The organism is Chryseobacterium electrogenes, assembly GCF_053553015.1.
Genome location: NZ_JBNPPB010000002.1, coordinates 104,916 through 126,963 on the forward strand (window position 1 = coordinate 104,916; position 22,048 = coordinate 126,963).

A 22,048-nucleotide genomic window follows, 5' to 3' on the forward strand; every position below is an offset into this window, starting at 1 on the left:
AGTGGTTTATTTCTTTTTTCCGAGGGAATTATTTTCTATCCAACGGAGGTTATTATTCATGTCTTTTAGATACCAGATATCTTTTACATTCATTAAGTAAAACATATGAGTTACCGGAATTGCTATTTTCTGACCTTCTAATTTATCAGCTCTTATAGATATGATATTATTTTTCCTAACAAAATCTCCCGAAAAAATATTAGAAGAAGATTGTCCAGTGCTTTTGTCATCAAACAACTCTATTAATGTAATCGAATTATCATTGTTAAACTCAATAATATGGCGTTCATCATGATCATCAAAACTTTGAAGATTAACAAACTTCTTATTCTGAATGCTATAATCGACTGCATTTTTATTGTTCTTATTTCGCTTTTCCAGCTTTTGAATAATGGCATCTAATGAGCCGAAATTTTGTGCATCAACGCCGGAATAAGCAACGGTTAATGCACAAAAAAGTAATAATTTTTTCATTGTGTTTTTTTATGTTTTTAGAGATTTCCTCTTTTTTCTTGTTCTCTTTCTAAAGCCTCAAATAGTGCTTTGAAATTACCAGCACCAAAACTCTGTGCGCCATGTCTTTCTATAATTTCGAAGAATAGAGTAGGGCGATCTTCAACGGGTTTTGTGAAAATTTGTAATAAATAACCTTCTTCGTCATGATCAACAAGGATACCTAGATTTTGAAGTTTTTTAATATCTTCATCAATGCTGCCAACACGCTCTGGGATCATGTCATAATAGGCTTCTGGCGGTGCAGAAAGAAATTCTACCCCACGTTTTTTAAGCTCAGTCACAGTGTGGATAATATCTTTGGTTGCTACGGCAATATGTTGTACACCTTCGCCTTCATAGAAATCAAGATATTCTTCAACTTGAGATTTTTTCTTGCCTTCTGCAGGTTCGTTAATCGGGAATTTTGCAAATCCATTGCCATTGGACATCACTTTGGACATCAATGCAGAATATTCTGTATTAATTTGTTTGTCATCAAAAGATAAGATATTAACAAATCCCATTACGTCTTCATACCACTGCACAACAGGAAGCATTCTGTCCCAGCCGACATTACCTACACAATGATCTACATAGAGAAGCCCCGTTTCTGATGGGTTATAATCACTCTCTAATTTTTCATAACCTGGCATGAAAGGACCATTGTAATTTTTTCTTTCGACAAACATATGCACAGTTTCTCCGTAAGTATAGATGCCAGACATCTTAACTTCGCCATGTTCGTCTGTTAATGTAACAGGCTCTAGATATGGTTTTCCACCTCTTTTAGTCGTTTCCTCAAAGGCCTTGTAAGCGTCATCTACCCAAAGTGCTAATACCTTTACACCATCGCCATGTTTTTTGACATGTTCAGAAATTGGAGAGTCAGAGTTAAGACCAGTGGTTAGGATTAATCTTATTTTGCCTTGTTGCAAGACATAAGATGCGCGATCTCTAACGCCTGTTTCTGGTCCTGCATAAGCTACAGTTTGAAAGCCAAATGCTGTCTTATAAAAATGTGCAGCTTGTTTTGCATTTCCTACATAAAACTCAATGTAATCAGTCCCATTAATCGGAAGAAAATTTTCTGCCTGAGCAATCTTTTCGGCAAAGGTTAGTGTTGACATTTTTTATTGTTTTTTGTTATTCTTATGCGCCAAATTACGAATTTTTAGCCTTTTATAAAAATCTAATTTATGCTCAGTAGATCTTATTGTGAAGATGACTTTAACATTTTCATTTTATTTAATTCCTTATCTTTGCATCATGATTAGAATCACGAAAATTTTTACTTTTGAGACCGCTCATGTTCTTTACAACTATGATGGTAAGTGCAAAAATATGCATGGACATTCTTATAAATTATTTGTAACCGTTAAAGGAAATCCTATTAACGATATGGATAATGTCAAAAACGGAATGGTTGTAGACTTTGGTGATATCAAGAAAATCGTAAAAGAAGAAGTTGTAGATCTTTTTGACCATTCTGTTTTAGTTAATGGCTTATCGCCTCATAAGATTCTTGGTGATAATCTTGCTAATGAAGGACATCAGGTTATTTTCTGTGATTACCAGCCAACTTGCGAAAATATGTTGTACGATATTGCTGCAAAGATAAAATCTCGCTTGCCAGAAAATATTCAATTGGTTTATCTTAAACTGCACGAAACCGAAAACTCTTACGGAGAATGGTTAGCAGAAGAAAACTAATGATTTACTAATTGATCGATTTGGTAATTTGATAATTATTCATTTCTTTTTTATCTAAAATCTAACATCTATTTTCTAACATTGACATGACAGACATTCAACTTTTACCAGGAAAGAAAATATATTTTGCGTCCGATCAGCATTTCGGAGCGCCAGATGTTGAGTCCAGTAAAGTCAGAGAAGATCGATTCATCCGATGGCTTAATGAGATCAAAGAAGATGCACAAGTATTATTCTTGATGGGCGATTTATTTGATTTTTGGCATGAGTGGAAACACGTTGTCCCAAAAGGTTATATCCGTGTTTTGGGCAAAATTGCAGAATTGAAAGATTCTGGAATTGATGTTTATTTCTTTGTCGGCAATCATGATTTGTGGATGAAGAATTACTTTGATGAAGAGTTGGGGATTCCTGTTTATTTTGATAAAAGATATTATAATATTTCTGGTAAAACATTTCTTTTGGCACATGGCGATGGTCTAGGACCTGGCGATATTGGTTATAAAAGAATGAAAAAATTATTTACCAATCCTGTAGCACAATGGTTTTTCCGATGGTTGCATCCTGACATCGCGATGAAAATTGCATTGTATATGTCTCAGAAAAACAAAATGATTTCTGGTGAAGAAGACAAGCAGTTTTTGGGAGAAGACAAGGAATTTTTAATTTTATATTCAAAGAAAAAATTAGAAACCGAAAAAATTGACTATTTCGTATACGGGCACAGACATTTGCCGATGATTTTAGATTTAGAACAACATTCTAAATATATCAACCTTGGCGATTGGATTTCTTATTTTACTTATGGTGTTTTTGATGGCAACGATTTTCATCTTAACAGCTACGAAGCCTAAAAGCTTATTCTTATGACCAATTCTATATTCAACATAAAAACTGAAGCTGATTTTTTAGAAAAAGCTTTAGAAACCTTTAGATTTCAATATCAAAATATAGAAGTCTATCAGAAATTTGTAGATTATCTTGGACGAGATGTTAATGCTATTTCTAGCTTAGAAGAGATTCCTTTTTTACCGATAGAAATGTTCAAAAATCATCAAGTTTTAGATCAAAATAAAACCACAGATTTATACTTTCAAAGTTCTGGTACAACGCAAGCGACGCTTTCTAGACATTGGATTGCAGACGTTAATATGTATGAGGAAAGTATTTCTAAAAGCTTTCAGCAATTTATGGGAGAGCCAGAAGATTTTATATTCTTAGGATTGTTGCCGAGTTATTTGGAAAAGCAAAATTCTTCCTTAATTCACATGGTAGATTATCTTATGAGACAATCTGGGAAGCCAGAAAACGGCTATTTCCTGTATAATCACCAAGAATTATTAGACGTTCTTAATCAGCTTAATACCGAAAATAAGAAGGTTATTTTGTTCGGTGTTTCTTTTGCTTTGCTAGACTTTTTAGATTTTTGTGAGGCTAATTCTCACACCATTCAAGCTTCTGAAAATCTTACGATTATAGAAACTGGCGGTATGAAAGGCCGTAAAGAAGAAATGACAAAAGATCAATTGTTGGCAATTCTTCAGGATAACTTTAATACCAAAAAAGTGTATTCAGAATATTCTATGACGGAGCTCTTATCGCAAGCTTATTCTTTGGGTGATAATCAGTATCAAAGTCCTTCTTGGATGCGTATTATGATTAGAAACACCGAAGATCCATTTTCTTACATGCAAAATGGTAGGACTGGCGCTATCAACATCATAGACCTTGCCAATCGTCACTCTTGCAGCTTTATTGCCACGCAAGATTTGGGCAAGATGGAGCATGGGTTTTTCCAAGTTTTGGGTCGTATCGATCATTCCGATATAAGAGGTTGTAGCTTATTGGTGTCTTAAGATAATTTTTTGGGCGGCATTTCGGGCTATGCTGGGGTTTCGTCTTCAGAAGCCGAAGCTTTCTCCGCATATTTCTTCAGACCGCTCGTTTCCCTCGCGCCCTTACTATCCCGGCCGCAGAGTAGTGATAAAATTCAGTTTTTCTGATAAGAAAATCAGCTTATTCTCAGCATTTCATTTGCCATAAAAAAACCTGAAAACTAAGTTCTCAGGTTTAATATTATTTAACAAAAAGGACTTACGAAGCTACAACTTCGTCATCATTTTTTTGAAGTAAGAATTTATAGATTAATCCGCCAACAATTCCGCCTAATATTGGTGCTACCCAGAATAACCAAAGCTGGCTCATCGCTTGTCCACCAACAAAAACTGCTTGAGATAATGATCTCGCAGGATTTACAGACGTATTAGTAATAGGGATGGATATTAAGTGAATTAACGTTAACGCAAGACCAATTGCAATACCAGCAAATTTACCATTCGCCCATTTGTCTGTTGCTCCCATTATGATGATTACAAAGAATAATGTTAATAAAAACTCTGTCAGAAAAGCAGCCAATAAGCTATAGCTTCTGCCTTGGTAGCCTGGCATATCATAGAAGTTGGTAGCAAAAGCGCCAGGACCTTCTGCAGAAAATGCACCTGCACCATTAAGAATAGCATACAGACAACCAGCTGCAGCAATCGCACCTAAACATTGAGATACAACATAAGGAACAAGATCTTTAACAGAAAATCTGCCACCTGCCAAAAGTCCAAAAGACACAGCAGGATTAAAATGTCCACCAGAAATATGTCCCATAGCATAAGCCATTGTTAATACAGTAAGACCAAAAGCTAGGGCAACGCCTAAAAGCCCTATGCCGATATCTGGTACGCCAGCAGCAAAAACTGCACTACCACAACCTCCGAACACGAGCCAAAATGTGCCGAAAAATTCAGCGAATAATTTTTTTGTCATAATTTTATTTTGTATTTTTTTAATCTATCTAAGGTATAAAAAATATTAATCGAAAAAAATACTTTTTGTCAATATTTCAAATTGTTTAATATTATTTATAATGGTTTGGTTTTTGACGATTAAATTTCAATAAATATAAAAAGATTATGTCATTAAAATATTCGGTGTTAGATTTGGCTACTATTGTTAAAGGTGATGATATTGCAACAACTTTTGCGAAATCTGTAAAAGCAGCCCAAAAAGTAGAAAATCTCGGCTATACACGTTATTGGTTTTCAGAACATCATAATTTTCCTAATGTGGCAAGTGCAGCCACTTCTATATTAATTGGTCATGTTGCATCGCAGACTAAAACGTTGCGAGTTGGTTCTGGCGGAATTATGTTGCCTAATCATACCACATTATCTATTGCAGAGCAGTTCGGGACTTTGGATGGATTATATCCAGGACGGATAGATTTGGGGTTAGGTCGTGCACCAGGTACAGATAGTCTTACCGCTTCTATTTTAAGACGAAATCAAGCAGAAAGTAGTTATAATTTTGAATTTCATATTCAGGAATTAAGACGATATATGAGCTTAGAAAACTCTAAGTCCAAAGTTAGAGCCATTCCTGGTGAAGGTGCAGATGTGCCTTTATATATTTTGGGATCTTCTACAGAAAGCGCATTTTTAGCCGCTAAATTAGGTTTGCCTTATGCATTTGCTGCCCATTTTGCACCATCTCAGATGGAAGTAGCTTTCGAGATTTATGAGGAGCATTTCACATCTTCTGATATTTTAGAAAAACCATACAAAATGGTTTGTATTAATATTATTGCTGCAGATACAGTAGAAGAGGCACAGTACTTATCATTGTCACATTTTCAATCATTTGTAAATATATTAACAGATCAACGTCAGCCACTTTTACCACCAGAAGAGACGCAATTGGATCAATTGTCTAATGAGTTAGCGGTTCATCTTAATAGAATGACGGCTAAGACTTTTGTTGGAGATAAAGTATCCTTGAAAGAAAAATTATCCAATTTTGTGACATTAAATAAAATTGATGAGGTTATTGTATCAGCCGGAATTTTTGATTTTGAAGCCAAGTTGCATTCTTACGAGATTGCTGCTGAGGTTTTACAGTCAATTTAGTTTTCTCAATTTTTAGCAAAAAAAAGCTTCAGAATATTCTGAAGCTTTTTTTTTATAATTTTAATCCAAATTGTTGGGTAAATAAATCTGGATATACACCTAGACTTACAATTGCAAGTATAATAAATATAGCGACAATATTGTAAGTTAGACTTACTTTTTCTGAAGTATTAAAAGTACTTTCTTTGTGAAAGAACATCGCAATTATTAATCTCAAATAATAGGCAATACTTAATGCAGATCCTAATACTGCTACGAGTACTAAGAAAACAGCATCTCCTTGTATCGCTTGGTTAAAGACCGAAAACTTAGCCATAAAACCAGCTGTTAATGGGATACCAGCCATAGATATCATAGATATTGCTGCTACAATTGCTAATAGTGGATGTGATTTTCCTAATCCTTTAAAAGCTTCGAAAGAGGTTTCTCTTTTTACTTTTTCTACCCAGATAAGCGCCATAAAGACTCCAATTGTAGATAAAGCATAAGCAAAAAGATAAAAGGCTAGGTTATAAGGTGACATATTATTCATCCCAAAGAAGATTAACGCGATATAGCCTGCATGCGATACACTAGAATAAGCCAACATACGTTTTGCATTAGATTGTACCAAGCCCATTACGTTAGCTAATAGTAACGTAATTATAGCTAATACACCTACTATATTAATCCATTCTCCTACGATACCTCCGAAACCAATAGTCATAATTTTGAAGAATGCAAAGAAACCTGATATCTTAACAACTGTTGCCATAAAGGCCGTTATTAGTGATGGTGCACCTTGGTATACATCTGGGCTCCACATGTGGAAAGGCGCCAAAGATACTTTGAAAGCCATTGCTGATAATATTAAAATAGAACCAACGATTAACATAGGATTTTTCGGGTTGTTAAGAGAAAAAGCACTTAGCTGATAAAGATCAAAAGTCCCAGAAGAGCCGTACACCAAAGCAATACCGAATAACAAGAAACCTGTTGCAAATGCTCCCATCAAGAAGTACTTCATAGAAGCTTCTGTAGAGCGCAAGTCTGTCTTGTTACTTCCTGCTAATACATATAATGGTATAGATAAAATTTCTATGCCGATAAATAATGTTACCAAATTTTGGAAGCCAAATAATACCACGCCACCTGCTAATGAGATTAACATTAAGGCATATAATTCTGATTGATGACTTCTGTGATTACTGAATGCAAAACCTGCAATGAAAAACAAAAGTAAAGTTGTTACAATGGATATTTTGGCAAAAAGCGCAGCGTTAGTTCCGTAATCGTACATATTTTTATATGCCGAAAAGAATTCGCATTCTGGAAGATAACTTACATATAAAGCCGCTAATAACCCTGCAATCCCAATATATCTTGCATATTTTCCTTGGTTAAAAACTCCAGAAAATAACGCTAAGACAGCTGTTAGGAATAATACTATAAAAACACTCATTTCTTAAAAATATCAATTTAACCTATCATCGATAAGTAGATAAACTTCAACGAACTCTGCACCATATCAATAATAACTTGAGGGAAAATACCCATCAAAATTACAAACACAGCTAAACTTGCTAAGACAGAAAACTCAACGCCAGAAAGATCTTTTGCAGTAGATAAAACTGTTTCATCAGCTTTCCCGAACATGGCTTTTCCGTATAATCTTAACATATAAGCAGCACATAGGATTAGAGTTAATCCAGATAATGCACCCATTAATATGTTATAATCAAAAACAGATTTTAATAATATAAATTCACCGATAAAACCATTAGTTAATGGTACTGCGGTTGATCCTAAAAGAATTACCATGAATAAGACTGCAAATTTTGGAGCTACTTTAGCTAAACCTCCCATCTGACGAATATCTCTAGTTTTAAATCTTTTATAAAGAATATCAGCACAATAAAATAATCCAACGATATTAATACCGTGAGCGAAAGTCTGTACCAATGCACCTTCTGCACCTTCAATCATTATTTTTCCTGGTACTCCGTATCTTACAGTTAATACTGCAGAAGCAAAAATACCTGCAACCATTAATCCAACGTGAGATAATGAAGAAAAGGCAATAATCCTTTTAGAATCATTATTAACCAAGGCAATTAATGCACCATAGATTACGCCAATTACTGCAAGAATAATAACAATCTCTCCAGAAATACCTCCAATTGCTAATGGTGTAATAGGTAACAAATACCTTAATACTCCAAAGATTGCCATCTTAAGCATAATCCCAGATAATAACATCGATCCTTGTGTTGGCGAGTAAGTATAAGTATCCGCCTGCCACGTATGGAAAGGGAAAATAGGTAACTTAACTGCGAATGCAAAGAAGATAAACCAGAATACAACAATTTGCTCATTAAGACCAAGACCAGAGTTGTATAGATCCGTTAATGCGAAAGACGCCGTTGTAGGCTGCGCATAGACATAGATTAATCCAAGCAACATAAATAAAGATCCAACAAAAGTATACACGAAAAATTTCGTTGTAAATTTAATTCTTTTGTCTTCTTGCCCCCAAAGTCCAGCAATAAACCAAATTGGGATTAGAGTTACTTCCCAGAAGATGTAGAATAATAAACCATCTAATGAGGTAAATACTCCGATTAACCCAAACTGCATTAACAATATTAACGCGTAGAAATTATTAGAGTAAGCTTTATTCTCGTTGTAAGAAGATAAAATAATTAGTGGTACCAAGATGTTGGTCAAGATTACCAATAACATGCTCATGCCGTCTATACCAAAATGCAATGTGCTTTTGATAAACTGAAACCAAGGATAGGTAATTTCGTATTGTAAAGCAGAGTCTACAGTTGGTTCAAAGTTAAATTGACTCAACATAAAGAATGCTAAAAACATTTGTATAAAAGCTATCGCCAAGGCAAGATGCTTGCTAGAAGAATTTCTCCAAGCAAATACCAATGCAGAACCTACCAAAGGTAATAGTAATAGTGTTAATAAATATGACATTACTATTTCAATAAAAAGTTAACAATTAATATAATTCCGATTGCCAAAGCCATAATCAAAACGTAATTTTCTACTTTACCATTTTGAAGTCTTTTTGCCGCTCTACCAGAATCGGCAGCGCCCAAACCTATAAAGGTTACAATAGGATCTAAAACTGACTTATCAAACATAGATGCTGCCTTGCCCAATCCTTCTACAGGCTTAACAATACAAGCATTATATATTTCGTCAATAAACAATTTCTTAGCCGATAATCTTTCCCAGCCTGTATACTCTTCTTCTGGTAAAGCTACTTTTTTCTTAGCAACATAGATGTTTTTTACCACAAAGAATATAACCACTACCATAATAATAGTTAAGGCTAACAATATCATTTCAACATTAAAAGGAATCTCAGGATGTTTTACATCGTACATGTAGATTGTATCTAACCATTGTGCTAATTTTTGATATTCGCCATGTCCGATAAAGTGAGGAAGATTGATAAATCCACCAATTGCTGAAAGAACCGCTAACACAACTAAAGGTAAAGTCATGCTGATAGGACTCTCATGCACATGTTTCTTTTGCTCTTCTGTCCCTCGGAAATCTCCAAAGAAGGTTAAAAACAATAAACGGAACATATAGATAGCTGTTAAAGCTGCACTAAACAATGTTAATCCCCAAAGAATTGGGCTCTTTGCGTAGATTGTCGTTAAAATTTCGTCTTTAGAAATCATCCCAGACAATGGTGGCACACCACAGATGGCTAAAGTACCGATTAAGAATGTCCAATACGTTACTGGGATTTTCTTTCTTAAGCCTCCCATAAAACGCATATCTTGTTCTCCGCTCATCGCGTGGATGACAGAACCTGCTCCTAGGAACAACAAAGCCTTGAAGAAAGCGTGCGTCATCACATGGAACATACCAGTAGTATAAGCACCAGCGCCCAAAGCAATAAACATAAAGCCTAACTGAGAAACCGTAGAGTAGGCTAGTACTTTTTTGATGTCATTTTGTCTTAGTCCGATAAATGCAGCAATTAATGCAGTTGCAATACCGATAAACAAAATAAAGTTAAGCGTTGTAGGAGCTAAAGAATATAAGAAGTTAGATCTTACCACTAGGTAGATACCCGCTGTAACCATTGTTGCAGCATGGATTAATGCCGAAACTGGAGTCGGTCCAGCCATCGCATCTGGTAACCAAGTAAATAATGGCACCTGAGCAGATTTACCCATTGCACCAATAAATAAACTTATCGTGATGAAGATTATTGCAGAACCGTCTAATTCAAATTTTGAAGAATTCTCAGCAACGCTTAAGAAGTCGATAGCGTTAAGGTGATAAGCAATCGCGAAGATTCCGATTAGTAGACCAAGGTCACCAATACGGTTCATTATGAAAGCTTTTCTTGCTGCTTTACCGTATTCTTCATTTTCGTACCAGAAACCGATCAATAGATAAGAACAAAGTCCTACACCTTCCCAACCAATAAACAGGATTAGATAGTTGCTTCCCAATACCAATAGTAACATTGAGAAGATAAAGAGATTAAGATAAGTAAAGAATTTATAAAATCCTTTGTCATGGCTCATGTAGCCGATAGAATACAAATGGATTAACGATCCAATTCCTGTAATGATCATCACCATCATAATTGATAATTGATCCACTTGGAAACCGAAGTTAACCTGCATTCCATTCACTTTAAACCATTCAAATGCTTTTACGATAACAGGTGCGCTGTCTGATTTCATTCCTAAAAAGATGCTAACAGCAATAAGGAATGAACCAAAAACGACTAATGTTGCCAATCCTCCAATTAACATTTTTGGTAATTTCTTCCCAAAAAGTCCATTGATAAGGAAACCTGCTAATGGTAAAAGTATAATTGCGTAAATTAAATTTTCCATTCTATAATTATCCTCTTAATTTATTAAAAATACTGACGTCCACAGATTTTGTATTTCTGTACATCATGGCGATAATTGCTAATCCTACAGCTACTTCTGCTGCGGCAACTACCATGATAAAAAATACTAATAATTGTCCGTGGCTATCTCCTCTGTATGCAGAAAATGCTGCGAGTAATAGGTTAACAGAGTTAAGCATTAACTCTACACAGCCTAATATAATGATGGCATTTTTTCGGATTAATACACCCAAAACACCCAGACAAAACATAATCGTACTAAGAATAATAAAATATTCTATCGGTACATTTTGTATAAATGAATTAACTTCTCCCATTGTTATAATTCTTTTTTACCAATTAATACAGCACCTATAATACCTGCAAAAATAAGAACTGAAGCCAGCTCAAAAGGTAAAACATACTCGTTAAATAATAAGTGACCTAAGTTCTTCGTCAATCCAACAGAAGAATCTGCATTAGCTAATGCTGTTGTTTTTCCGCTAAGACCTTTATATGCACCTAACATCCCGATAAAAAGGATACAAACAGTGAAAATACCGATAAACTTAGGAAGGTTTTGTTTCTTACTTTCGTCTTTTGGATTAAGATTAAGCATCATTAATACATATAAGAACAATACCATAATTGCTCCTGCATAGACAATAATCTGTACAATGCCTAAGAATTGAGCATTTAACAAAATATACATCCCAGCAATACTGAAAAATGTTACAATTAAAGACAAAATACTGTATAATGGATTTTTTGCAAATACAAAATACACAGCACTAAGAATTGCAATAAAAGCAACTGTGAAAAATAATATCTGATCCATTCTTAATACGTTTTCTTTTGACGTTCTGTAATATCAATTCTTTCATTGATCTTCTCCACTAACTTATCCTTACCATAGACAAAATCTGTACGGATCTGCTCTACATCTACCAATCTATCTGTTAAGAAAACGGCTTGCTTAGGACATGCTTCTTCGCACATACCACAGAAGATACAACGTAGCATATCTATCTCATAGATTTCTGCATATTTTTCTTCTCTGTAAAGATGTTTTTCATCTTTTTTGCGCTCTGCTGCGGTCATCGTAATCGCTTCTGCAGGACATGCTACGGCACATAGTCCGCAAGCAGTACAACGCTCTCTGCCTTCGTCGTCACGTTTTAGGACGTGCTGTCCGCGCCATACGATGGCTCTAGGTTTTTGCACTTCTGGATATTGCACAGAAGGCGCACCTTTAACGACAGTTTTTACAGCATGCTTAAGTGTAATCGCCATGCCTTTTGCAATTGCAGGCAAGTAGATTTTTTCACTAAGAGTCATTTTCTTGTTAGAAACAACTTTTGATCTGTTTGTTAGTTTCATTTAATTATAGATATTAGATGTTAGACGTTAGATGTTATAGCTTAAAAGAGTAAAATTTAATTTTAAAATTTCAGCAATTATCACATCATCACATCATCATATTATCAATTTTTTTAATTTCCAAATATTAGCATCATTGCGCCAGTCGCCAATAGATTAACCAAAGCTAGCGGAATTAATGTTTTCCAGCCAAGGTGCATTAATTGGTCATAACGGAATCTTGGTAGCGTCCATCTTATCCACATAAACGTGATAATCCCGAATACTGTTTTTGATAAGAATGCGACAACACTTAATATTCCTGCTGCGTTTTCTCCCCAATGTTGTGTTACCCAATCTATCCCAGGATAGTTAAATCCTCCAAAGAATAAAACCGTAATTAAGGCATTAGAAATAAACATGTTAACATATTCTCCAAACATGAATAATCCTAATTTCATCGAAGAATATTCTGTAGAATAACCCGTTACCAATTCTGATTCACATTCTGGTAAATCAAATGGATGACGGTTAGTCTCTGCTAATGCTGCAATGAAGAAAATTAAGAATGCTATTGGTTGGTAAAAGATATTCCAATTAAGTCCAGAAACTTCTGGGATAAACCCCCAAATTTTACCATGACCTTGAGATTCTGTAATGATTTTAAGATCCAAAGAACCCGCCATTAAGATAATTGCCAGAAGCGATAATCCCATTGCCAATTCATAAGAAATCATTTGAGAAGATGCTCTAATGGCTGATATTAAAGAATATTTGTTATTAGAAGCCCAACCACCAATCATAATACCGTAGACGCCGATAGATACCATACCGATTAAGTACAATACACCAACATCAACATTGGCAACTTGTAAATCGAAAGATTGTCCGCCAATATTTAAGCTTTTTCCCCAAGGGATAACGGCACCCGTAATTAATGAAATAAACATTACTAACGCTGGCCCGATAACGAATAAGAATTTTTCTGCATTGGCAGGTGTAAAATCTTCTTTGAAAAAGAATTTTCCACCATCTGCTAAAGGTTGTAACAACCCAAATGGCCCTGCACGGTTAGGTCCGATACGATCTTGCATAATCGCAGCCACTTTACGTTCTGCCCAAGTAGAGTAGGCGGCAACTGTAAGAGCCAGCAAGAATAAGGCAAGAACCAAAATTAATTTAAAAGTAAGTAATTCCATAAAATTTTATTTGAAATTTGAGATTTGACATGAGCTTAATGTTCATTATCAAAAGATCAAAATATCATATTTTCGTATTAAATTTCGTCTTTTTGAGCGATTTCTTTAGCATCAGGATTATCCAATTGTCTGTAATAGTCTTTTGGCTTTTCATAATGATTTAAAGAAATTACAGAATGTCTGTCGATATGTCTTGGCCCTTCGATGTTCCAATGTTTTACATCTTTTCTTTCGAAACGACACTCGTTACATATCCAATCTTGTACTTCACCATACTGATCTTTTCTACCAGTAACACGTACAATCTCGTCACCTTTCATCCATAATACAGCTTTACCACTACATTTACCACATTTGCAAGAGGCATCAACAGGATTGGTAAACCATACTCTGCTTGTAAATCTTGCCGTTCTATCTGTTAAGGCTCCAACTGGACAAACATCAATAACGTTTCCTATAAAATCGTTGTCTAATGCCTTGTTAAGATACGTCGAAATTTCGGCATGATCACCACGGAACAAGATCCCGTGTTCTCTCTTATTAGTTAACTGATTAGCAGCCAACACGCATCTTGCACAAAGAATACAACGGTTCATATTTAATTTGATATATGGCCCGATATCGTCTGCATCGTAGGTATTTCTTTCGAATTCTGTTCTTGTGCTATCCACGCCATGCTCGTAACCTAAGTCTTGAAGATGACATTCTCCAGCTTGATCACAAACAGGACAATCTAATGGATGATTTAATAATAAAAATTCGGTTACCGCTTTACGGCCTTCTTGTGCTTTTTCTGAAGTTAGATTTTTAACTTCCATACCATCCATAACACCAGTTCTACAGCTGGCAACTAGTTTTGGCATTGGACGAGGATCTGCTTCAGAACCTTTAGAAACTTCTACTAGACACGTTCTACATCTACCACCGCTGGTTTCTAGCGTGCTATAATAACACATAGCAGGCGGCACAGATTTTCCTCCGATTTGTCTAGCGGCTTCTAAGATAGAAGTGCCAGGCAAAACTTCAGTTGTTTGTCCGTCGATGGTTATTTTAAATTTTTTAATCTCTTCGCTCATTATCTTATTGTTATAAGCTTATCATTAAGGCAAAAGCCTGTATTAATTCTTTTTCTTTAAACCGAAAATATATCCGATTCCTAAATTAGCCTGTGCAAACAAGAAATCTTGAGAGGCTTTATCAGGCTTGTTGTTAAGGGTAGTTTTGATATCAGGCATATTAATATAACCTACTTTACCTTCTAATCTTAACATGACATGTTTAGCAAAAATAGCATTGAAACTCACTCTTGCATCTGCTCCAAAACCTGCTAAGTGAAAACGATCACTTCTTTCGTTCCCGAATAGTTTTACGTTACTTTTTGGTAATAAAGCACCTACACCAGCACCATAAGCAAATTCTAAATCAAAACCTTTAGACTTACTAATGTTAGTATATTTTTCTACACCAACGTTAATATAGTTAAGACCATCTGTATGCTCAAAAGTTAAAAACTGCTCGTCTGTAAGATTAACAGCTTGACCACTTTGGATCATTGATGCGTATTTAGGATCATTAATATGTCCGCTGATACCTACAGTCTGATTTTGATCCATCACATATTTCATGTGGTCTAATCCTAAAACTATAGCAACATTATCTTTAACAAAATAACCAATTCTAGCGTTAGTCTGAGGAATAGTCCAACTGTCTGGCGCAAAATAATCTTTAAATGTAAAAGGCGTCAATCTATCATGTGCGCTCACTTTTCTCAAAGTAAAATCGTAACCTTCTCCTCTAAAGTGGATATTAGAGTCACTGTAAGCAGCGGTATTCCATCCCCAAAATAGAAATATTTTTCCTTTTTTGGTTAAAGAATCGTTGTTCTGCTCTTGACTGAATGCTTGCGCAAAAGTCATTAACCCGAACATTGTTAATAATATCTTTTTCATCTTAATTACTTGCTACTGCAGGGATTGGATCTGCATAGTTTGCTAAGCCATAATTTTGAGTTTGGCTAAGTTCTGGATTATTAACATGCCATTCGAATTCATCTCTGAAATGTCTAATCGCCGCTGCAACTGGCCAAGCCGCTGCATCTCCTAAAGGACAAATGGTGTTGCCTTCAATCTTTCTCTGGATGTCCCAAAGTAGATCGATATCTTCCATTTTACCTTGTCCCTTTTCTATTTTTTTAAGGATTTTGTACATCCAACCCGTTCCTTCACGGCAAGGCGTACATTGTCCACAACTTTCGTGATTATAAAATCTTGCTAAAGTCATCGTGTGATCTACAACACATTGATCTTCATCTAAAACGATAAAACCGCCAGATCCCATCATAGTTCCTGTTGCAAAACCACCATCAGAAAGAGATTCGTAGTTCATGTAACGAGGCTCGCCATTAATGGTTTTTAATAAAAGATTAGCTGGTACAATTGGCACTGAAGAACCTCCAGGAATACAAGCTTTTAATTTTTTACCATTCGGGATACCACCACAATATTCGTCAGAATAGATAAACTCTTCTACGGTAATGGTCATATCAATTTCGTAAACGCCAGGTTTGTTAATGTTTCCACAAGCCGAAATTAATTTGGTTCCTGTAGAACGGCCTACACCAATCTTAGCATATTCTGCCCCTGTAATATTGATAATCGGAACAACTGCCGCAATAGTTTCTACGTTATTAACAACTGTTGGTCTTTCCCAAAGTCCTTTTACAGCAGGGAAAGGTGGTTTTAATCTTGGGTTACCTCTTTTACCTTCCAGAGATTCTAACAAAGCTGTTTCTTCTCCACAGATGTAAGCACCAGCACCACGTTGTACATAGATTTCTAGATCATAACCAGTTCCCAAGATGTTTTTACCTAAGAAACCAGCTGCTTTTGCTTCTTCTATGGCTTCTTCTAAAATATCAGGAATCCAAGAATATTCTCCACGGATGTAGATATACGACACATTAGAACCTAATGTATAAGACGAAATAATCATTCCCTCTATCAAAAGATGCGGAAGAAACTCCATCAGATAACGATCTTTGAAAGTACCTGGCTCAGATTCATCGGCGTTAACCACCAAGTGTCTCGGCACGCCTTCTGGCTTTGCAAGGAAGCTCCACTTCATCCCAGTAGGGAAACCAGCACCTCCACGACCTCTAAGTCCAGAAGCTTTTACTTCTTCTAATACTTCATCGGTTGTCATTTTGAAAGCTTTTTCTACTGCTTCGTACCCACCACATTTGCGGTAAGTTTCGAAGTAACGGATGCCTTCTACATGGGCGTCTTTAAGTAAAAGTTTTTTACTCATTTTATTATGCTTATTGCAATTGGCTTTTGCACTTCGACAAGCTTAGTGCGATAGCCTTTTTGCTTTTATTATTAAGTTTTATTGATTTTAAAATCTAAAATTTAGAATTCAAAATTTTAATTAATCTAAAGCCAACTGACCTTGTCTGCAAAGATCAATGATTTCGTCAACTTTTTCTATGGTTAGATTCTCGTGGTAAAATTTCCCTAATTGTAACATTGGAGCATAACCACAAGCGCCTAGACATTCTGCCGGTTTTAAAGTAAACAAGCCATCAGCAGTTGTCTCGCCATCTTTAATATTAAGCGTTGTACGGATATGATCTAGGATTTTTTCGCTGCCACGTACCATACAAGGTCCTGTTCTACATACTTCTAAGACATATTTACCCACAGGTTTCATATTGAACATCGTATAAAATGTTGCCACTTCATAGACTTCGATTGGGGTAATGCTAAGAACTTCTGCAACATAATCCATCACTGGAACGTCTAACCAACCACCAAATTCTTTTTGTGCAACATGCAAAATAGGAATTAAAGCAGACTTCTTACGATCTTCTGGATATCTTGCGATTATTTTATTAACCTGCTGTAATGTTTCAGGTTTAAAAGCAATTGTTTCGCTCATATTTAAAGATTTTAGATTTTAGATTTTAGATTTTAGATGAAAATCTTAGTTCCAAAAATCCTATCAATTTTGATATTAATTTATATATTTTAAAGATTTTAGATTAATTTAAAATTTATAATCCAAAATCTATAATTTCTATTATGCATCTAGTTCTCCTGCGATAACATTCATGCTACACATCGTTACAATCGCATCAGAAATAACAGCACCTTGTATCATCTCAGGATAAGCCTGATAATATACGAAGCAAGGTCTTCTAAAGTGCAATCTGTAAGGACTTCTTCCGCCGTCGCTTACTAGATAGAATCCTAATTCTCCATTACCACCTTCTACAGAGTGATAGACTTCTCCTCTTGGGATTTCGGTCTCTCCCATAACGATTTTGAAGTGATAGATTAGAGCTTCCATTTTATTATAAACATCGGCTTTCTCTGGCAAATAAAAATCAGGAACGTCTGCATGGAAATTACCTTCTGGTAGATTTTCGTAGGCTTGTTTGATGATTTTCAGGGATTCCCAAATTTCTTGTTGACGTACCATAAATCTATCATAAGTGTCACCAGATGTCCCAATTGGAATTGTAAAATCAAAATCTTGATAAGAACTATAAGGCTGAGATACTCTAACGTCGTAATCTACACCAGCTGCTCTAAGGTTAGGTCCTGTAAAACCATAGCTTAATGCTCTTTCTGCTGAGATACCACCTACACCAATCGTTCTGTCCATAAAGATCCTGTTTCTTTCTAATAAAGAACAAAATTCTCCAAAACGCTTAGGGAAGGTTTTAAGGAAATCTTGAAGTAACTCATGAAATTTAGGGTTGATATCTCTTTCGAAACCACCAATACGTCCCATGTTAGTCGTCATCCTTGCACCGCAAATCTGCTCGTACATTTCGTAGATGCGCTCTCTATCTTGGAACATATAAGTCAATCCTGTAATTGCACCAGCATCCATCCCGGTAACACCGTTACAGATTAGGTGATCACCAATCCTTGCCAATTCCATAATGATAACGCGCAGGTAATCTACACGTTTTGGGGTTTCTACACCGATCAATTTTTCCATTGTCATGTGCCAACCAAAGTTATTAATTGGAGCAGAACAATAGTTAAGACGATCTGTAAGTGTTGTAATCTGAGCGTAATTTCTTCTTTCAGAAATTTTCTCAAAAGCTCTATGGATATAACCAACTGTCTGCTCACTATGAAGGATTTTTTCTCCATCCATCGTTAAGATGTTTTGGAAAATACCGTGTGTAGCAGGGTGAGTAGGACCTAGATTAAGGGTGTATAATTGACCGTCAATCTGTTCTTTGGACTCGTATTGGTTAAGTATGTTTGATAATTCGTTGTCTTTCATAATTTTAAATGCTTTAGGCTCTAGGCGTTTGGCTTTAAGTTGTTTGACTTATTGCTTACTGCTTATTGCATTATTGTTATCTTCCGAACATGCTATCGTTTTTATCTATTCTCGTACCATCTTCTAGACGGTATTCTTTAAGCATTGGATGATAACCAAGATCTTCCATATTAAGGATTGCTCTTAGATCTGGATGCCCTTTAAATTTAATTCCATAGAAATCAAAAGTCTCACGCTCCATCCAATTGGCTCCAGCATATAACTCTGTTAAAGAATCTACTTCTGCATTTTCTCTAGGCATAAATGTCTTGATGCGAAGTCTGAAATTAGTCATCATATTATGCAAATGATATACAACGCCTAATTCTCTATCTGGAGTTTCTGGATAATGAATACCACAGATATCTGTTAAGAAATTGATTTCTAAAGAAGAGTCTCTCAAATAATGAATTATTTTTTTTACATCTTCTTTTCTAACTTCTACCGTCAGCATACCATAAGGTTCTGATGGATTAAAAATAGCACCAGGAAATTCTCTTGTTAAAGCTTCTAAAACAAATTCGTTTGTCATAATTCCTGATTTATTTAATATCGTATGAGTCTAGCAAAGCTCTATATTCTGGCAAGTCACGACGTCTAAGACTTTCGCTTCTTGATAGTTCTTGCACTTGCATAACACCTTCTATAATCTGTTCTGGTCTTGGAGGACATCCTGGTACATAGACATCTACAGGGATAATCTTATCAATCCCTTGTAATACAGAATATGTGTCAAAAATCCCACCACTAGATGCACAAGCACCAACGGCTACAACCCATTTTGGTTCTGCCATTTGTGTGTAAATTTGCTTAAGAACTGGTCCTAATTTCTTAGAAATAGTCCCACAAACCATTAGCATATCCGCTTGTCTTGGAGAAAAAGAGTTACGCTCCATCCCAAATCTTGATGCGTCATATGTTGGATTAAGCGTTGCCATAAATTCGATTCCACAGCATGATGTTGCAAAGGGTAGTGGCCAAAGAGAATAACTTCTCGCCATACCAATGACACTGCTTAATTTAGTCGCGAAAAAACCTTCTCCTTCAAAACCTTCTGGAGCAGGGTTATTCATGTTAACTACTGGTTTATTATCTGACATTTTTTTTATTTTTGATCTTGATTTTTTATTTAAGTTTTATTCCTTAAATAATTATCAAAATTTATAATTTAAAATTATTTTACTTGTCCCAATCTAGAGCTCCTCTTTTTAATACATAAAAGAAACCTAAGAAGAATATCCCTACAAATGTTAGGATTGCCATAAATCCTGGTACGCCAAATTCTTTAAAATTAACAGCGTAAGGATAGAAAAAGATAATTTCTATATCAAACAATACAAAAAGGATTGCTGTCAAGAAATATTTTACCGAGAAAGGTGTTCTTGCATCACCTTCTACTTCTACACCACACTCGAAGGCTTGGTCTTTTACTTCGCCCTTAATTTTAGGTCCTAAAAAATGGGCGCCTAATAAGGAAACAATTACAAATCCTAGGCCTACAGCAGCCTGAATGAGTATTGGTATGTAATTTTCGGGTAAGTTCATGCTATTCAAAATTAATCACCTGCAAAATTACTAAATTATCATTTATAATTGTGAACAGAAAAGCTTTTAATAAATTGTCACAGCCCTATTTTAGTTAATTTAGAATTAATACAAATAGTTGTATTCTCATTATTTCTTGTTAATTCTTTTTAGAATCACAAAGGCAATATATGCGATATATAGAAATAAAAAGCTTGCAAAGACAATATTTATCAAGGTGTTGGTACGTTCATCTTTTACCTGAAAGAAAAAGTTATATGATAAAAAAATGATGATTAGTATTGCATATATAACAATCTGTTTCTTCATAATGCTATTTTATTAGGAGTAATATAAAATTAAACAAATGATTAGTTTTTATCAATTTCTAGGCTGTAAGTTCTTCTTCTTTTGTGATTAACTGGGTTGTAATCTTGCCAAAGTAATTGCACGCTTTTATTTTCTTCCAATTCTGGATTGGTCTCTAGAAACTTCACACCTTTGCTCTTGAATGTCTCATATATTTCCTTGAAAATAATTGCAGTAACACCGCGTCTTTGATAATCCGGATGGATGCCAATAAGATAGAAGTTGGCTCTGTCATTTTTCTTACCTGCTTGTAAAAAGTGCCACCATCCAAAAGGAAATAACTTGCCTTTGGATTTTTGAAGAGCTTTAGAATAAGAAGGCATCGTGATGGCAAAAGCTATGAGCTGGTGATTTTCGTCCTCGATACAAATAATGTAGTCTTTGTCTATAAAACCGAAGTACTTTTCCTTATAATGTGCTATCTGCTCATTACTAATTGGTGTGTAGGTTGATAGATTTTTATAGGTGTCATCTAGTAACTTGAACATAGGTTCTACAAGCGGCAATATTTCTTTTTTGCTTTTAAATTCAATTGTGTTAAGCTTGTATTTTTCTTTGATTAATCCATTAAAACGTTCTACTTTATCAATAACAACATTGGCAAAGTCAATCTCGAATTCTACCCATTCTTTTTCTTTTGTAAGTCCTAGATTTTCAATGTGTTTTGGGTAATAATCATAGTTGTAAAGCCCGATCATGGTTGCTAATTTATCAAAACCCATGGTAAGCATACCAGCTTTATCAAGGTTAGTGATCCCCATTGGACCTTCTATTTTTGTAATTTGATTAGTTTTAGCGAAATTAATGGCGCTATCAATTAAAGCTTTAGAAACAGCTTGGTCATCAATAAAATCTAACCAACCAAAACGGACTTTCTTAATCCCTAGATCTTTTTCCTCTTTATGGTTAATCATCACCGCAATTCTGCCAACAATATCACCATTTTTTAAAGCTAAAAATTGTTTGGTCTCAGAATAACTTAATGCAGGATTTTCTTTAGGATCCCATTGGTCTAGTTCGTCTTTTATGAGTGACGGGACATAGTTAGGGTTGTTTTTGTAAAGTGTGTTAGGAAAGTTGATGAAGTCTTGCAAATCTTGCTTAGTAAGAACTTCTTTTATTAAAATCTCTGCCATAATATACAATAATTAACAAATATAGTTTCAATTATGTGGAGATACCAAACTTTGGCATAATTTTTACTCAAAAATATTTACTATTAATTTAATTAA

The 22,048-nt window shown here is 35.1% G+C and carries 23 protein-coding genes; 4 read left to right on the top strand and 19 right to left on the bottom strand.

The window, feature by feature from the left end:
- Positions 1–6 precede the first annotated feature (6 nt).
- On the bottom strand, positions 7–474 hold the full coding sequence (locus ACQQ6V_RS00465) for a hypothetical protein (protein WP_448843631.1): 468 nt from the start codon (positions 472–474) through the stop codon (positions 7–9).
- Between the two features lie 17 nt (positions 475–491).
- On the bottom strand, positions 492–1,622 hold the full coding sequence (hppD, locus tag ACQQ6V_RS00470; RefSeq protein ID WP_448843632.1) for a 4-hydroxyphenylpyruvate dioxygenase: 1,131 nt from the start codon (positions 1,620–1,622) through the stop codon (positions 492–494).
- A gap of 139 nt (positions 1,623–1,761) precedes the next feature.
- On the opposite strand from hppD, the gene ACQQ6V_RS00475 reads away from it, so the two are divergent.
- The 3 genes from ACQQ6V_RS00475 to ACQQ6V_RS00485 all read left to right on the top strand — a co-directional run bounded on the left by ACQQ6V_RS00475 (position 1,762) and on the right by ACQQ6V_RS00485 (position 4,061).
- Positions 1,762–2,205: a 6-pyruvoyl trahydropterin synthase family protein gene (locus tag ACQQ6V_RS00475; protein ID WP_448843633.1), complete on the top strand. Its 444-nt coding sequence runs from the start codon at positions 1,762–1,764 to the stop codon at positions 2,203–2,205.
- An 86-nt stretch (positions 2,206–2,291) separates the two neighbouring features.
- A complete protein-coding gene (locus ACQQ6V_RS00480) occupies positions 2,292–3,059 on the top strand; it encodes a UDP-2,3-diacylglucosamine diphosphatase (protein ID WP_448843634.1) in 768 nt (255 codons plus the stop codon).
- A gap of 12 nt (positions 3,060–3,071) precedes the next feature.
- Entirely contained in the window at positions 3,072–4,061 is a 990-nt protein-coding gene (locus tag ACQQ6V_RS00485) for a LuxE/PaaK family acyltransferase (RefSeq protein WP_448843635.1), read from the top strand.
- A gap of 238 nt (positions 4,062–4,299) precedes the next feature.
- Here ACQQ6V_RS00485 and aqpZ read toward each other — a convergent pair whose 3' ends face one another.
- Complete coding sequence (gene aqpZ, locus ACQQ6V_RS00490; RefSeq protein WP_448843636.1) at positions 4,300–5,022, bottom strand: aquaporin Z; 723 nt, start codon at positions 5,020–5,022, stop codon at positions 4,300–4,302.
- Positions 5,023–5,168: 146 nt separating this feature from the next.
- Here aqpZ and ACQQ6V_RS00495 point away from each other — a divergent pair, with 146 nt between their 5' ends.
- Entirely contained in the window at positions 5,169–6,161 is a 993-nt protein-coding gene (locus tag ACQQ6V_RS00495; protein ID WP_448843637.1) for an LLM class flavin-dependent oxidoreductase, read from the top strand.
- A 52-nt stretch (positions 6,162–6,213) separates the two neighbouring features.
- On the opposite strand, the gene ACQQ6V_RS00500 is transcribed toward ACQQ6V_RS00495, so the two are convergent.
- The 16 genes from ACQQ6V_RS00500 to ACQQ6V_RS00575 all read right to left on the bottom strand — a co-directional run bounded on the left by ACQQ6V_RS00500 (position 6,214) and on the right by ACQQ6V_RS00575 (position 21,952).
- Positions 6,214–7,602, bottom strand: coding sequence for an NADH-quinone oxidoreductase subunit N (locus tag ACQQ6V_RS00500; RefSeq protein WP_448843638.1), 1,389 nt, complete (start codon positions 7,600–7,602; stop codon positions 6,214–6,216).
- Between the two features lie 17 nt (positions 7,603–7,619).
- On the bottom strand, positions 7,620–9,128 hold the full coding sequence (locus ACQQ6V_RS00505) for a complex I subunit 4 family protein (RefSeq protein ID WP_448843639.1): 1,509 nt from the start codon (positions 9,126–9,128) through the stop codon (positions 7,620–7,622).
- Between the two features lie 2 nt (positions 9,129–9,130).
- The gene (gene nuoL / locus ACQQ6V_RS00510; RefSeq protein ID WP_448843640.1) at positions 9,131–11,026 is read right to left on the bottom strand and encodes an NADH-quinone oxidoreductase subunit L; all 1,896 of its coding nucleotides are present in this window, start codon (positions 11,024–11,026) and stop codon (positions 9,131–9,133) included.
- A 7-nt stretch (positions 11,027–11,033) separates the two neighbouring features.
- The gene (nuoK, locus tag ACQQ6V_RS00515) at positions 11,034–11,363 is read right to left on the bottom strand and encodes an NADH-quinone oxidoreductase subunit NuoK (RefSeq protein ID WP_448843641.1); all 330 of its coding nucleotides are present in this window, start codon (positions 11,361–11,363) and stop codon (positions 11,034–11,036) included.
- Between the two features lie 2 nt (positions 11,364–11,365).
- Complete coding sequence (locus ACQQ6V_RS00520; RefSeq protein WP_448843642.1) at positions 11,366–11,863, bottom strand: NADH-quinone oxidoreductase subunit J family protein; 498 nt, start codon at positions 11,861–11,863, stop codon at positions 11,366–11,368.
- 2 nt (positions 11,864–11,865) lie between these two features.
- Complete coding sequence (locus ACQQ6V_RS00525) at positions 11,866–12,405, bottom strand: 4Fe-4S binding protein (protein WP_448843643.1); 540 nt, start codon at positions 12,403–12,405, stop codon at positions 11,866–11,868.
- Between the two features lie 113 nt (positions 12,406–12,518).
- Complete coding sequence (nuoH, locus tag ACQQ6V_RS00530; protein ID WP_448843644.1) at positions 12,519–13,583, bottom strand: NADH-quinone oxidoreductase subunit NuoH; 1,065 nt, start codon at positions 13,581–13,583, stop codon at positions 12,519–12,521.
- 77 nt (positions 13,584–13,660) lie between these two features.
- Positions 13,661–14,659, bottom strand: a complete 999-nt coding sequence (locus tag ACQQ6V_RS00535; RefSeq protein ID WP_448843645.1) for an NADH-quinone oxidoreductase subunit G — start codon at positions 14,657–14,659, stop codon at positions 13,661–13,663.
- A gap of 42 nt (positions 14,660–14,701) precedes the next feature.
- On the bottom strand, positions 14,702–15,532 hold the full coding sequence (locus ACQQ6V_RS00540) for a hypothetical protein (RefSeq protein WP_448843646.1): 831 nt from the start codon (positions 15,530–15,532) through the stop codon (positions 14,702–14,704).
- A gap of 1 nt (position 15,533) precedes the next feature.
- Positions 15,534–16,889 (bottom strand): NADH-quinone oxidoreductase subunit NuoF, encoded by a 1,356-nt coding sequence (gene nuoF, locus ACQQ6V_RS00545; protein ID WP_448843647.1) that lies wholly within the window; start codon positions 16,887–16,889, stop codon positions 15,534–15,536.
- Between the two features lie 120 nt (positions 16,890–17,009).
- Positions 17,010–17,519, bottom strand: a complete 510-nt coding sequence (locus ACQQ6V_RS00550) for an NADH-quinone oxidoreductase subunit NuoE family protein (RefSeq protein WP_448843648.1) — start codon at positions 17,517–17,519, stop codon at positions 17,010–17,012.
- 141 nt (positions 17,520–17,660) lie between these two features.
- Positions 17,661–18,884, bottom strand: coding sequence for an NADH-quinone oxidoreductase subunit D (locus tag ACQQ6V_RS00555; protein ID WP_448843649.1), 1,224 nt, complete (start codon positions 18,882–18,884; stop codon positions 17,661–17,663).
- Positions 18,885–18,960: 76 nt separating this feature from the next.
- Positions 18,961–19,455 carry an NADH-quinone oxidoreductase subunit C gene (locus tag ACQQ6V_RS00560; protein WP_448843650.1) on the bottom strand — a complete coding sequence of 165 codons (495 nt, stop codon included), beginning with the start codon at positions 19,453–19,455 and terminating at the stop codon, positions 18,961–18,963.
- A 10-nt stretch (positions 19,456–19,465) separates the two neighbouring features.
- The gene (locus ACQQ6V_RS00565) at positions 19,466–20,023 is read right to left on the bottom strand and encodes an NADH-quinone oxidoreductase subunit B (protein ID WP_448843651.1); all 558 of its coding nucleotides are present in this window, start codon (positions 20,021–20,023) and stop codon (positions 19,466–19,468) included.
- Positions 20,024–20,102: 79 nt separating this feature from the next.
- Complete coding sequence (locus tag ACQQ6V_RS00570; RefSeq protein WP_448843652.1) at positions 20,103–20,468, bottom strand: NADH-quinone oxidoreductase subunit A; 366 nt, start codon at positions 20,466–20,468, stop codon at positions 20,103–20,105.
- A 350-nt stretch (positions 20,469–20,818) separates the two neighbouring features.
- Positions 20,819–21,952, bottom strand: coding sequence for a GNAT family N-acetyltransferase (locus ACQQ6V_RS00575; protein ID WP_448843653.1), 1,134 nt, complete (start codon positions 21,950–21,952; stop codon positions 20,819–20,821).
- Positions 21,953–22,048 lie beyond the last annotated feature (96 nt).